Annotated in this window: 13 protein-coding genes; 1 reads left to right on the top strand and 12 read right to left on the bottom strand. The window is 73.2% G+C overall.

From position 1 onward, the window contains the following. Position 1 precedes the first annotated feature (1 nt). From nuoE to N801_RS00190, 7 genes are all read right to left on the bottom strand, one after another. Positions 2-916 carry an NADH-quinone oxidoreductase subunit NuoE gene (gene nuoE, locus N801_RS00220; protein WP_052112450.1) on the bottom strand — a complete coding sequence of 305 codons (915 nt, stop codon included), beginning with the start codon at positions 914-916 and terminating at the stop codon, positions 2-4. Further along, the gene (locus N801_RS00215; protein ID WP_035931558.1) at positions 916-2,334 is read right to left on the bottom strand and encodes an NADH-quinone oxidoreductase subunit D; all 1,419 of its coding nucleotides are present in this window, start codon (positions 2,332-2,334) and stop codon (positions 916-918) included. Before N801_RS00215 ends, nuoE begins: the two co-directional genes overlap by 1 nt. After that, positions 2,334-3,119 (bottom strand): NADH-quinone oxidoreductase subunit C, encoded by a 786-nt coding sequence (locus N801_RS00210; RefSeq protein WP_035931555.1) that lies wholly within the window; start codon positions 3,117-3,119, stop codon positions 2,334-2,336. Before N801_RS00210 ends, N801_RS00215 begins: the two co-directional genes overlap by 1 nt. Beyond that, a complete protein-coding gene (locus tag N801_RS00205) occupies positions 3,116-3,712 on the bottom strand; it encodes a NuoB/complex I 20 kDa subunit family protein (RefSeq protein WP_035931551.1) in 597 nt (198 codons plus the stop codon). The genes N801_RS00210 and N801_RS00205 overlap by 4 nt, the downstream gene beginning before the upstream one ends. Positions 3,713-3,786: 74 nt before the next feature. Further along, positions 3,787-4,149, bottom strand: coding sequence for an NADH-quinone oxidoreductase subunit A (locus N801_RS00200; RefSeq protein WP_035931547.1), 363 nt, complete (start codon positions 4,147-4,149; stop codon positions 3,787-3,789). Then, the gene (locus N801_RS00195) at positions 4,146-5,459 is read right to left on the bottom strand and encodes an NAD(P)/FAD-dependent oxidoreductase (RefSeq protein WP_052112449.1); all 1,314 of its coding nucleotides are present in this window, start codon (positions 5,457-5,459) and stop codon (positions 4,146-4,148) included. The genes N801_RS00200 and N801_RS00195 overlap by 4 nt, the downstream gene beginning before the upstream one ends. Positions 5,460-5,653: 194 nt before the next feature. Next, positions 5,654-6,349 carry a demethylmenaquinone methyltransferase gene (locus N801_RS00190; RefSeq protein WP_035931545.1) on the bottom strand — a complete coding sequence of 232 codons (696 nt, stop codon included), beginning with the start codon at positions 6,347-6,349 and terminating at the stop codon, positions 5,654-5,656. Positions 6,350-6,412: 63 nt separating this feature from the next. On the opposite strand from N801_RS00190, the gene N801_RS00185 reads away from it, so the two are divergent. After that, on the top strand, positions 6,413-7,726 hold the full coding sequence (locus N801_RS00185) for an isochorismate synthase (protein ID WP_035931541.1): 1,314 nt from the start codon (positions 6,413-6,415) through the stop codon (positions 7,724-7,726). A 211-nt stretch (positions 7,727-7,937) separates the two neighbouring features. On the opposite strand, the gene N801_RS00180 is transcribed toward N801_RS00185, so the two are convergent. From N801_RS00180 to N801_RS00160, 5 genes are read right to left on the bottom strand one after another with little or no spacing between them, the layout of a single operon-like run. Next, complete coding sequence (locus N801_RS00180) at positions 7,938-9,170, bottom strand: geranylgeranyl reductase family protein (RefSeq protein ID WP_035931538.1); 1,233 nt, start codon at positions 9,168-9,170, stop codon at positions 7,938-7,940. A gap of 25 nt (positions 9,171-9,195) precedes the next feature. Continuing rightward, positions 9,196-10,962, bottom strand: coding sequence for a 2-succinyl-5-enolpyruvyl-6-hydroxy-3-cyclohexene-1-carboxylic-acid synthase (menD, locus tag N801_RS00175; protein WP_035931535.1), 1,767 nt, complete (start codon positions 10,960-10,962; stop codon positions 9,196-9,198). Further along, positions 10,962-11,420 carry a DUF3817 domain-containing protein gene (locus N801_RS00170; RefSeq protein ID WP_035931532.1) on the bottom strand — a complete coding sequence of 153 codons (459 nt, stop codon included), beginning with the start codon at positions 11,418-11,420 and terminating at the stop codon, positions 10,962-10,964. The genes menD and N801_RS00170 overlap by 1 nt, the downstream gene beginning before the upstream one ends. Beyond that, entirely contained in the window at positions 11,417-12,625 is a 1,209-nt protein-coding gene (locus N801_RS00165; protein WP_035931529.1) for a PGAP1-like alpha/beta domain-containing protein, read from the bottom strand. The genes N801_RS00170 and N801_RS00165 overlap by 4 nt, the downstream gene beginning before the upstream one ends. Continuing rightward, positions 12,622-12,864 carry a hypothetical protein gene (locus tag N801_RS00160; protein ID WP_035931526.1) on the bottom strand — a complete coding sequence of 81 codons (243 nt, stop codon included), beginning with the start codon at positions 12,862-12,864 and terminating at the stop codon, positions 12,622-12,624. The genes N801_RS00165 and N801_RS00160 overlap by 4 nt, the downstream gene beginning before the upstream one ends. Positions 12,865-12,961: the final 97 nt, after the last annotated feature.

The following is a 12,961-nucleotide window of genomic DNA, read 5'->3' as shown; positions in this document are numbered from 1 at the left end:
GTCACTTCCCCTCTTCCTTGGGAGCGTCGTCCTTGCGGGAGTCCTTCGCGGGCGCGCCGCCCGGCTTCTCGTCCGGCTCGTTGGTCGGCGTGTTGACGGAGGTGTGGCGCCCGGCCGCCCGGCCCTCGACCTGCTCGCCCGAGGGGCTGGCGGCGGTGTCGGCGTGCGCGGTGCCGGAGCCCGCGCCCTCGTCGGCGTCGGCGCCGGCCGGAGCGGTCCAGTTGTTGGCGTGCGCGACCTCGAGACCGCGCAGCGACGCCGGTCCGGCGCCGACGCCCTCGTCGGCGCGGCCGTCCGGGAAGCCCGCGAGGACACGCGACATCTGCTTGAACGTGCACACCGAGTTCGCCCCGCGGGTGGGCTTGACGGCGGCCCCGGCACGCAGGTCGTCGACGAGCTGGTTGGTCGACTCCGGCGTCTGGTTGTCGAAGAACTCCCAGTTGGCCATGACGACGGGTGCGTAGTCACACGCCGCGTTGCACTCGATGCGCTCGAGGGTGACCTTGCCGTCGGCGGTGGTCTCGTCGTGGCCGACGCCGAGGTGCTCGGACACCGACTCCCAGATCTCGTCGCCGCCCATGATCGCGCAGAGGGTGTTGGTGCAGACGCCGACGGTGTACTCGCCGTTGGGGTGGCGCTTGTACTGCGTGTAGAACGTCGCGACGCCCGACACCTCGGCGCGGGTGAGGTCGAGGACCTCCGCGCAGAAGTCGATCCCGCGACCGGTCACGTAGCCGTCGACCGACTGCACGAGGTGCAGCAGGGGCAGCAGCGCCGACCGCTTCTGCGGGTAGCGCGCGACGACCAGCTCCGCGTCCGCGCGCAGCTGCGCGAGGTGCTCGGCGGCATACGGCTCCTTCGACTCCGCCGACACCGTGAGGTGACCGGCCGCCGTCTGCAATCCGTAGTGCTCCATCAGCGGTCCACGCCTCCCATGACGGGGTCGATCGACGCCACGGCCACGATGACGTCAGCGACCTGGCCGCCTTCGGACAGCGCGGCCACGGCCTGCAGGTTGTTGAAGCTCGGGTCCCGGAAGTGCGCCCGGAACGGACGCGTGCCCCCGTCGGAGACCACGTGCGCGCCCAGCTCGCCCTTGGGCGACTCGATCGGCACGTACGCCTGCCCGGCGGGCACGCGGAAACCCTCGGTGACGAGCTTGAAGTGGTGGATGAGCGACTCCATGGACGTGGCCATGATCTCGCGGATGTGGTCGAGGCTGTTGCCCTGGCCGTCGCTGCCGACGGAGAGCTGCGCCGGCCACGCGATCTTCTTGTCCTCGACCATGACCGGGCCGGTGACCTTCTTGAGGCGTTCGACGCACTGCTCGATGATCCGCAGCGACTGGTACATCTCGTCGAGGCGGATCCGGATCCGGTCGTACGCGTCAGCACCGGTGCGCGTGACGACGTCGAAGTCGTAGGTCTCGTAGCCGCAGTAGGGCTGGCTCTTGCGCAGGTCGTGCGGCAGGCCGGTGGAGCGCAGGATCGGGCCGGTGATGCCGAGCGCCATGCAGCCGGCGAGGTCGAGGTAGCCGACGTTCTTGGTGCGGCCCTTGAGGATCGGGTTCTCGTTGAGGAGCAGCTCGAGCTCGTGGATGCCGGTGCGCAGCTCGCCGACCGTGTCGTTGACGAGGTCGAGGCAGCCGTGCGGCAGGTCCTGGGCGACGCCGCCGGGGCGGATGTACGCGTTGTTCATGCGCAGGCCGGTGACGCTCTCGATGATGCGCAGGATCCGCTCGCGCTCACGGAAGCCGACGGTCATGACCGTCGTCGCGCCGAGCTCCATGCCGCCCGTGCCGAGGCAGATGAGGTGGGAGCTGATCCGGGTGAGCTCCATCATGAGGACGCGGATGATCGTCGCCCGCTCGGGGATCTGGTCCTCGATGCCGAGCAGCCGCTCGATGCCGAGGCAGTACGTCGTCTCCTGGAACATCGGCGTGAGGTAGTCCATGCGCGTGCAGAACGTCACGCCCTGCACCCAGGTGCGGTACTCCATGTTCTTCTCGATGCCGGTGTGGAGGTAGCCGATGCCCGCTCGGGCCTCGGTCACCGTCTCGCCGTCGAGCTCGAGGATGAGGCGGAGCACGCCGTGGGTCGAGGGGTGCTGGGGACCCATGTTGATGACGACGCGCTCCTCGTTGAGCGAGGTCGCCTCGTCGACGAGGTCGGCCCAGTCGCCACCGGTGGCGTTGAGGACCCGGGCGCCGCCCTCGCGGTCGCCCTCGGTCGTGGCGTAGGGGTCGCGGTCGCCGTCGCCGAGGTCCGGGTGCAGACCCGGGCTCTGCTCGTCGGCCGGGATCTCTTCGTAGACGGTGTCTTCGTGAGTGGTCATCAGCTGTACGACCTCCGCTCGTCGGGCGGGGGAACCGTTCCGCCCTTGTACTCCACCGGGATGCCACCCAGCGGATAGTCCTTGCGCTGGGGGTGACCCGGCCAGTCGTCCGGCATGAGGATCCGGGTGAGGGACGGGTGCCCCTCGAAGACGATGCCGAACATGTCCCAGGTCTCGCGCTCGTGCCAGTCGGCGGCGGGCCAGGTCTCGACCACCGACGGGATCGTGGCGTCGCCGTCGGGGACGCTCACCTCGAGGCGCACGCGCCGGTTGTGGGTGATCGAGAGCAGGTGGTAGACCGCGTGCAGCTCGCGACCGGCGAGGTCGGGGTAGTGGACCCCGGAGACGCCGGTGCAGATCTCGAAGCGCAGCGCCGGGTCGTCGCGCAGCGCGCGCGCCACGGTCGGCAGCGCCTCACGGGCGATGTGCAGGGTCAGCTCTCCGCGGTCGACGACGACCCGCTCGACGGCCGCGCCGAAGCTCGTGTCGCCGGCGCCGTCGAGCGCGGTCTCCAGCGTGCCGGTGAGCTCGTCGAAGTAGCCGCCGTAGGGCTTCTCGGCCGATCCGGGGAAGAGGATCGGGGTGCGCAGGCCGCCGTAGCCGGAGGTGTCCGTGCCGGTCGAGGGGCCGAACATGCCGCGTCGCTCGCCGATCCGGACCGGGTCGGTGTCCCCGGCGGCCCGGGCCCGGGTGAGGTCGACGTCGGTCGCGTGAAGGTCGGAGGAGTCGAACGTCTCGGGGACGGGCTCGGTGGCCTCGGTGCCCCTGGTGGTGTCGTCGCTCATGCGAGAAGGCTCTTCCCGGGTGTCGCGGTGAGCGCCCCGTGGTCGTGGGTGGCCGGCATGAGGTGCGTCGGCGTGGCGCGCAGGGCGGCCTCCTCGGCGGCACGTGCGGCGGCGACCCGGTTGACGCCGAGCTTGGAGTTCTGGATCTGGTCGTGCAGCTCGATGATCGCGTTGAGCAGCATCTCCGGGCGCGGCGGGCAGCCGGGCAGGTAGATGTCGACGGGCACGATGTGGTCGACGCCCTGGACGATCGCGTAGTTGTTGAACATGCCGCCCGAGCTGGCGCAGACGCCCATCGCGATGACCCACTTCGGGTTCGGCATCTGGTCGTAGACCTGCCGGACGACCGGCGCCATCTTGTTGGAGACGCGTCCGGCGACGATCATCAGGTCGGCCTGACGGGGGGTGGCCGAGAAGCGCTCCATGCCGAAGCGCGCGATGTCGTAGTCCGGCGTGCCGACGGCCATCATCTCGATGGCGCAGCAGGCCAGGCCGAAGGTCGCCGGCCAGATCGAGGCCTTGCGCATGTAGCCGACGACGTTCTCGAGCGTCGTGAGCACGAAGCCTGCGGGCAGCTTCTCCTCGAGTCCCATCTAGAGACCCCTTCCGATCGGTTCGGACAGCAGAACGGCTGGCGCACACGCCAACCGGGCACACGGCATACGCGTCAGTCCCACTCGAGACCCCCGCGCTTCCACACGTACGCGTACGCGACGAAGACGGTGAGGATGAAGAGGACCATCTCGACGAGGGCGAACAGGCCGAGCTGGTCGAAGGCCACCGCGAACGGGTAGAGGAAGACCGACTCGATGTCGAAGATGATGAAGAGCATGGCCGTGATGAAGTACTTGATCGGCACGCGCCCGCCGCCATGGGCCCGCGGCGTCGGCTGGATGCCGCACTCGTACGGCTCGGACTTGGCGCGGTTGTAGCGCTTCGGCCCGACGACGAGGCTGGTGCCCACCGAGCCGACGGCGAAGACGAAGCCGAGTCCGACGAGGAAGAGGATCGGGACGTAGGGGTTGCTCATCGCTGGTCAACTCCCCTTTCGGTGCCTGGGTGTGCGGCGGCTCGGGTCACGGAGACCATCGTAGGGGGCGTGAGCGAGGTCTCAACCGGAGCGCCCGGCGACGGGGTCGCGTGGCGCAGGACGCGCTTCATCAGCGCCTCCCGCGGAAGGGCGTAGGTGGTGACCAACCGTGCCACGGACGGCCGGTCGAGCAGGCGGGCTGCGAGCCGGTCCCACCGCTCGTGCCGGCCGAGTGCGTCGTCCAGGCGCGCGCCGTATGCCGCGAGCGTCGTCGCGATCTCCGACTCACCCGTGCGGGTGAGGGCCTCGACGACGGTGGCTGCGGCGACCCGCGCGGAGACGAGGGCTGCGGTGAGCCCCTCGCCGGTGACGGGGTGCGCGGCGCCGGCGGCGTCACCGACGTGCAGCACTCCGTCGCGTGCGCCGTCACGGTGGGCGCGGGCGGTGCCGAGGCGGGCGGCGCGGACCGGGCCGGTCGTCGTGGTCTCGGTGAGCTGCCAGCCGGCCGGGAGCGCGGTGAGCCACTGCTGGAGCACACCGGCGCACTGGTCGGGGGTCGCGGAGGTGTCGGCGGCGAGGGCGCCCACGCCGGCGGTGACGTGACCGTCGCCGCGCCCGACGATCCAGCCGTGGCCGGGGAGTCGGGTGCCGTCCGCGGACGTGAGGGAGAGCCACGTCTCGACGTGGTCGTCGAGGTGGCGGGGGCTGGCAAAGTCGACGCTGACGGCGAGGCCGGACGGCTGTCCGGTGGCGGCGACACCGGAGGCGTCGATGACGACCCGGGCCCCCACGGTGAAGCCTGCACCGGTCGGTTGCCCGGACCCGTCGACCGGCTGCGCCGCCACGCCGTTCACCCGACCCCGAGCGTCGGTCTGGAAGCCGGTGACCTCGGTGGCGCGGTGGACGCGGGCACCGCTCGCGACGGCATACGAGGAGAGGGTGTCGTCGAGGACGGCCTGCGCGCAGGTGAGCCCATGGCCCGGGCGTCCCGCGACGTCGGGCCACGCGACGGCGAGGCGCATGCCGCCGCCGACGAAGCGCACGCCTGTGGTCCGGTGCCACCGCTGCGTGCCGGCGTCGTCGATCCCGAGGGCGCGGAGCTCGCCGACCGCCTGCGGGGTGAGGGCCGCGGTGCCGGTGCGGACGGCTCCCGCGTCGGCGCGCTCGAGGACGATGACGTCGAGCCCGGCGGCGCGCAGGTGTGCCGCAGCGGCGGAACCGGCCGGGCCGGCTCCGACGACGACGACGTCCGCGCTCTCGAGGGCGCGGGCGGCGCTGGCGGGGCCAGCGGCATCAGGGGAGAAAGTCAACGACACACCTTGCTTGTGAATGTCTTCACGAACAACGGACCACTCTATGCACCGGTTTTGGGCTGACGCACTAAGGCGCGCCTAACCTGCGGTGCCGCGGTCCGGGAAGGCCCTCAGGCCGGCTTCGCCGCTCGGGCCCTTGCTCGCGCTCAGCCACCCTTCCGGGCCTCGCTCGCTGGCGCTCGCTCGTGTCCTCAGGCCGGCTTCGCCGCTCGGTGCAGAGCGACGATCCCGCCGCTGAGGTTGCGCCACTCGACCTGGCTCCAGCCGGCGTCGGCGACCCGGGTGGCGAGGGCCCTCTGGTCGGGCCACGCCTGGATCGACTCGGCGAGGTAGACGTACGACTCGGGGTTGGAGCTCACCCTGCGGGCGACGCGAGGGAGCGCCTCCATGAGGTACTCCGAGTAGACCTTGCGGAAGGGGCCGTTGACCGGCTGGCTGAACTCGCACACGACGAGCCGGCCACCCGGGCGGGTGACGCGGGCGAACTCCCGCAGGGCGGCGTCGACGTCCGCGACGTTGCGCAGCCCGAACGACATGGTCACGGCGTCGAAGGCTTCGTCGGCGAACGGGAGCCTCATCGCGTCGGCGGCCGTGAAGCCGAGGTCGTCGCGCCGCTTCTTGCCGACCCGGAGCATCCCGAGCGAGAAGTCGGCGGGGACGACGTGGACACCGTGGTCGGCGAACGGCTCGCTCGACGTGCCGGTGCCGGCGGCGATGTCGAGGACCCGCTCCCCGGGCTGCGCGTCGAGCGCCCGGACGACCGCCCGCCGCCACAGCCGGTCCTGGCCGAGGGACAGCACGTCGTTGGTGACGTCGTACCTCTCGGCGACGTCGTCGAACATCGCGGCGACGTCGCGGGGCTGCTTGTCGAGGGAGGCGCGGCTCATGTCGTCATCCTCTCACCGCGCCCGTGCCGGTCCGGGCAGCCCTCGGCGTTACGCTCGTCCGTGATGACGTCCATGCCCACGTCCGACCAGGACACCGCGCCGCACGCGCCTCTCGTCACCCGCACCGTCGCGCTGTCCCCCGCGGACGGCACGGCGCTGCTGGACCTCCTTCCCGCGACGAGGGCGCGTGACACGACGTCGTGGGTCCGTCGCGGCGACGGCCTCGTCGGCTGGGGGCGCGCCCTCTCGGTCTCCGCCGGGGGCACCGACCGCTTCGAGGTCCTCGAGGAGTGGTGGCGTTCGGTGTCCGGTTCCGCCGTCGTGCGCGACGAGGTCGACCTGCCCGGCACCGGACCGGTCGCCTTCGGCTCCATCGCGTATGCCGCGGACTCGCCGGCCGGTGCCACCCTCGTCGTGCCCTCGGTCGTCGTCGGCCGTCGTGGTGACCGGTGGTGGGTGACGACGACCTCGACCGACGCCCTCCCCGTGGTCGTGGACCCGTCGGTTGCGCTCGCCGGGCCTGTCCCGGAGGCGCCGGGCGAGGTGACCTTCGCCGACGGCCAACTCTCGCCGACCGAGTGGGCCGGCGCCGTCGCGGAGGCGGTCCGGCGGATCCAGGCGGGCGACCTCGACAAGGTCGTCCTCGCCCGGGACCTCGACGTGCGCACCGCCCAGCCGGTCGACGTCCGGTGGCTCCTGTCGCGGCTGGCCGAGCGCTACGAGTCGACGTGGGTGTTCGCCGTCGACGGGCTCGTGGGCGCGACGCCCGAGATGCTCGTGCGGCGCGAGAAGGGGCTCGTCACGTCACGGGTCCTCGCGGGCACGATCCGCCGCACCGGCGACGACGAGCACGACCTCGCGCTCGCGGCGTCGCTGGCCCGCTCGTCCAAGGACCTCGAGGAGCACGAGTACGCCGTGCGCTCCGTGGCCGACGCCCTGGCCCCGCACTGCTCCTCGATGAACGTGCCCGAGGCGCCGTTCGTCCTCCACCTCTCCAACGTCATGCACCTCGCCACCGACGTCGCCGGGGTGCTCACCGACGCGACGTCCTCGCTGGCGCTCGCGGCCTCGCTCCACCCGAGCGCCGCCGTGTGCGGGACGCCGACGGCGGCGGCCGACGCCCTCCTCCAGGAGCTCGAGCAGATGGACCGTGGCCGCTACGCCGGGCCGGTCGGCTGGATGGACGCCAGCGGCGACGGTGAGTGGGGCATCGCGCTGCGCTGCGGGGCGGTCGACCCGCAGGACGACCACGCCATGTCCCTGTATGCCGGGTGCGGCATCGTCGCGGGGTCCGTGCCGGAGGCGGAGGTGGCCGAGTCCGACGCCAAGCTCATCCCCATGCGCGACGCCCTCACCGCCCCGACCCCCCGCGCCTAACTCACCAATTCCCCCGTGAGGTCCGCGACACGCCGGGTGCTCCCGTCCGCGACACGCCGGGACACCCCGGCAGTCGGGTCGCTCCCGTCCCGGCAGGTCGGGACACCCCGACTGTCGGGTCGCTCCCGCGCCGGCACGTCGTTCCCGCGCCCGCACGGCGCCGGGACGCCATGGCCGGGCGAGAACGACATGGCCCAGCGGGAAGGACCCGTCAGCTGAAGGGCGGGCGGTGCTCGAGGCGCACCGACTGGCGCCCGGCCCAGCGCCACACCCGGGCGGCGCGGTCGCGGTCCTCGTCGGTGACGAGGTTGCCCATCCAGCGCAGCGCCAGCGTCATGAGCCAGTCCGAGCGCATGCCGGCCGGGCCGAGCGCCGGCAGCACCCGCGGCACGGTGACGACGCCCGCGAGCCGGCGGGCGATCGAGAAGGCCTCGCCGTAGTGCTCGGTGAGCAGCGCCGGCCAGGTCCGTGACAGGTCGGTGTCGAGCAGGTCGACGACGAGCCGGCCGGACTCGAGGCCGTAGTCGATGCCCTCGCCGTTGAGCGGGTTGACGCAGGCGGCGGCGTCGCCGATGAGGGCCCAGTTGGGACCGGCGACGTTGCTCACGGCCCCGCCCATGGGCAGCAGCGCACTCGTGGGGATGCGGGCCTCGCCGCTCACGCCGAAGTCCCTGCGGCGCTCGTCGACGTAGCGCGCCATGACCGGCTTGATGGCGACCTCCGCGGGGCGCTTCGTCGTCGCGAGCGTGCCGACGCCGACGTTGACCTGGCCGCCGCCCAGCGGGAAGATCCAGCCGTAGCCCGACAGGATCTCGCCGGACTCACCGCGCAGCTCGAGGTGGCTGCTGATCCACGGGTCGTCCGACATCGTCGAGTCGACGTAGCACCGGCCGGCGACGGCGTAGACGGTGTCCTTGTGCCACACCCGGCCGAGCACCTTGCCGAGTCCGGACCGCACACCGTCGGCGACGATGAGCCGCTCGCACTCGATCTCGAAGGTCTCACCGTCGCGCTGGAAGGTCACGGCCCGCACGCGGCCACCCTCGAGCCGCGCGTCGACGGCCTTCGCGCCCTCGACGCCGGTGGCACCCGCCTTGAGCGCGGTGGTGCGCAGGTGGTCGTCGAGCTCGGTGCGGGCGACGGCCGACCCGTAGTCCGGCAGCGACCCGCCGGGCCACGGCAGCTCGAGGGTCTGGCCGAACCCGTGGGCGCGCAGGCCCCGGTTGACGGCGTGCGCCCGGATCCAGTCGTCGACGCCGAGCCGCTGGAGCTCGCCGATCGCGCGCGGCGTCAGCCCGTCGCCGCAGGTCTTGTCACGCGGGAAGACCGCGGCATCGGCGAGGACGACCTCACGGCCGGCACGGGCGGCCCAGGTCGCCGCAGCGGACCCGGCCGGACCGGCACCGACGACGAGGACATCCGTGCGCTGGGGAGTGGTGGTCACGGGCTCATTCTCGCAAGCGGGGCGCTCAGCCCGAAATCGCCAGCGCCTCGCGGGCCACGCGCCGCAGCTCGGCGTGTGCCTCGCGGTGCGACTCCGGGTCGACCGGCACCTCGACGACGGTGATCCCCTCCGGTGCCGCGGACAGTGCGGCCGCCGCCTCCTCGCGGGTCCGCGCCAGGACGTGACGTATGCCGTGTGCGCGGCACAGTGCCTCGAAGTCGGTCCCGGTCGGCGTGCCGAAGATGCGGCCGAAGTCGGCGCTGCGCTCCGGCGCACCGTGCTCGAGGGTGCGGAAGATCCCGCCGCCCCCGTCGTTGGTGACGAGGATCGTGAGGTCCGGGTGCGGTTCGTCCGGGCCGATGGCCAGCGCGTTGGCGTCGTGGAGGAAGGTGAGGTCGCCCACCCACGCGTAGCTCGGGGCGTCGGTCGTCAGGGCGAGCCCGATCGCCGTCGACAGGCACCCGTCGATGCCGGCGAGCCCTCGGTTGGCGACCACCGACAGCCGTGCGCCGCGCGGCGCCATGCCGAGGTCGAGGTCGCGCACCGGGTTCGACGAGCCGACGAAGAGCCGGGCGCCCTCGGGCAGCGACTCCCCCACGAGCGAGCCGACGGCGAGTCCGGTGCCCCACTCGGCTGTTGACGCCGAGACCGCCTGTGCCACCGTCGATCCGGCATCCCGCCACGACGCCGCCCAGGCGTCGTCGGCCATCGCGTCGTTGGAGTCGAGGAGCGCGGAGATCGGGTGGACCGCGTGGACGACGTGGCCGGGGTCCGGCCAGTCGGCGCTCGTGGTGCAGACCTCCACGCGCACGCCGGCCGTGCGCAGCAGGGCCGCGACCGCCCGGGACAGGGTGACGCGTCCGGCGACGAGGACACGGTCCGGCCTGTGGGACGCGAGCCAGTCCTGAGCGGTGAGCAGGAGGGGACCGTGCGGTGCCGTCCCCTCGCGGTCGTGGTCGCCGAACGGCTCGGCGACCACGGGGTAGCCGTGTCGGCGGGCCCAGTCCAGCACCTGCTGCGAGGGGATGACGGAGCCCAGGTCACCGAGGACGACGAGCGTCCGTGGGACGTGCTCGACGCCGCCCCACGACATGGCCATCGACGGCGCCGGCGGCATCACCCACGGCAGCCCGTCCGCCCGCCCCTCGTGCACGTCCGACCCAGCGCGCCCCGGCGTCGCGGAGGACCCCGAGTCCGGGCCCGGAGTGTCGCTGTGGCGCAACAGGTCGGGGGTCAAAGGATCGCGAAAGGAGACGTTGAGGTGGGCCGGCCCGCGGTGGGAAGCAGCACCGCCGCTGCCCAGCAGGTCGAGCGCTGCGGCGAGGGCGCGGCACACGGTCGAGCGGTGGAACGCGCCGACGGACTCGACCGACTCCGGGGCCGGGAGGTCGGCGGACCAGCGGACCGCGGACCCGAAGATCCCCGGCTGGGTCGTCGTCTGGTTGGCGCCGGTCCCACGCAGCTCGTGCGGCCGGTCTGCGGAGAGGACGACGAGGGGCACCCCCGTGTGGTGGGCCTCGAGGACGGCGGGGTGCAGGTTCGCGACCGCCGTCCCGGAGGTGGTGATGACGGGGACCGGGAGTCCCGAGCCCTTCGCGAGCCCGAGGGCGAGGAACCCCGCGGTGCGCTCGTCCACCCGGACGTGGAGGCGCAGGCGACCCGCGCGCTCGGCCTGCTGGACGGCATACGCCAGGGGTGCCGAGCGCGACCCGGGAGCGAGGACGACGTCACGCACCCCACCGCGGACCAGCTCGTCGACGAGGACCCGAGCGAGCGCGGTGGAGGGATTCATCAGCTGCCCGATGCCGGGGGGCCGACGACGAGGGCGACCCCGGTCAGGGAGGCGACGGCGATCACGCCGACGACGGCGGCGAGCGCGGGCTGGCGGGTGAGCCGGGCGACGACCTTCTCCGGGAGGGACGTCGGCGACTCCCCGCCGTCGCCGAAGCGCCACGGCCCCTCGAGCAGCCCGGACGCCTCGGCACGGCGGTCGAAGACGATCGTCGCGAAGGGCGGGACCGCGCTGAGGACGGCGAGCAGGCCGACCCCGAGCGGCCACCGCTGGTTGACCCAGGTGACGAGGGCGACGAGGCCGTAGGCGATGAAGACGACCCCGTGCACCATCCCGAAGACGCGCACCCCCAGGTCGGTGGTCTCGGTGACGTACTTGAGGAACATGCCGACGAGCAGCAGGGCCCAGGTGATGGCCTCGGCGATGGCGACACGGCGGAAGAGCAGCGAGGGGGTCACGAGTCGCGATTGTGCCACCGTCGCTCGGAGCGGAACTCATGCACCACCGGCACCGAGCCGGTGCGCGACGTCAGTGCAGGTGCGACTCCGGCACGCCACCGTTGCAGCGACACGTCATCCGAGCGGTCCACGGCCGCGGCCGTCGAGCGGTACGCACCCAGCGCATGGGCCGCCACCGGTCCGCCATTCGGGAGCGACCGGGCCGCCGGGGTGGCGACGACCGTGGTCCAGGTGCGTCGGTCGGGCGGCGGGGAGACGTCGAGCGCGTGCACGGGGTCTCCGCGGTGCTGCAGGGACAGCACGTCGATGGACGCCGGGATGGGGAACTCGTCGATGGGCGACCCGGCCGTGACGACGTGGGTCACCCGGTGGCGCCGACCGAACGCCGGGTCGGACGCGAGCGCCGCCGCCACGAGCCCTCCCTGGCTGTGTCCGACGAGGACGACGCGGTCGCCGGGGCGGGCCCGCCCCGCCTGGGCGCGGTCGAGCGCCGTCGTCGCCGCGACCGCGGACGCGCTCGTCGCGGCGAGCATGAGGGAGACGTTCGCGGGCCAGTCCATCGGCACCGAGCCGCCCTCGAACCACGAGCCGTGGGTGCCGGGGACCTGCACCACCCAGGTCGTCGAGCCGTCGGCCGTCGGCACCTCGACGACACGCACCCGCCCCTCGACGGCCAGCGACTCGACACCGGCCAGCAGGGTCTCGGCCGAGGTGGGGACCGGCACGACCACCCCGTCCCGCGTGCGGGCGGCGGTCACCGCGACCTCCCAGCCGGTCCCCTCGTCGAGCAGCCCGAACGCGCGCCCGGTCGCCGCGGTGACGATCCGCGCGACGACCATCGCCTGGTCGTGGACGGCCCCGACGAGGGCGCGGTTGCGCGCCTCGACGGCCTCGAACCCGTCCGCCGCCCGCGCCGTCGCGTCCGCCAGGTCGCGGAGCCGGACGGCGGTCGAGGCCACCCACCGACGCAGCTCGCCAGACTCCGCCCGGGCCCGGGTGACCTGAACGGTCACGGCGGACAGCAACGGCAGGGCCGGCGGGACCGGCGGCACGTGGAGCGACAGCCACGGGGCGACCTCCCAGTTGGGACCCAGCCAGTCGTCGAGCACCGCGGCGCAGCGGCGCAGACCTGCGGCGGCCCGACGCAGGTCCTCGACCGCCACCTCGAGGCCGCCGAGCCCACCGACGACCTCGAGGTCGCTCACGCGGCCTGCTCCACCACCGCCGCGACCCGGTCGAGCAGGTCGGCGACGGCGTCCTCACGGTCGGCGAGCTCCCCGAGCTCGCGCACCCGTCGGCCCAGCACCTCCCGGAAGGCCCCTGCCGACTCGCCCCGCCACGTGAGCGTCGCCAGCGTCCGAAGCGTGCGCATCTCGGTGCGCGTCACCTCCGCCGTCGCCCGCCACCTGGCCGCCCTGCGCCGCAGCTCACTCGCCTCGTTCATGCCGACATCCCACTCCGACCGGGCGGGCACGACCAGTGGCCCGCCTCCACCTGTGGATCCCCGGCGCACCGACGGACCTCTGTGGACGAGCCCCCGC

Origin of the sequence: Knoellia aerolata DSM 18566 (assembly GCF_000768695.1) — a bacterium.
GTDB classification, from domain to species: Bacteria; Actinomycetota; Actinomycetes; order Actinomycetales; family Dermatophilaceae; genus Knoellia; species Knoellia aerolata.
Note: the sequence above shows the minus strand (reverse complement) of the source record. Positions and strands in the feature narration are given on the sequence as shown.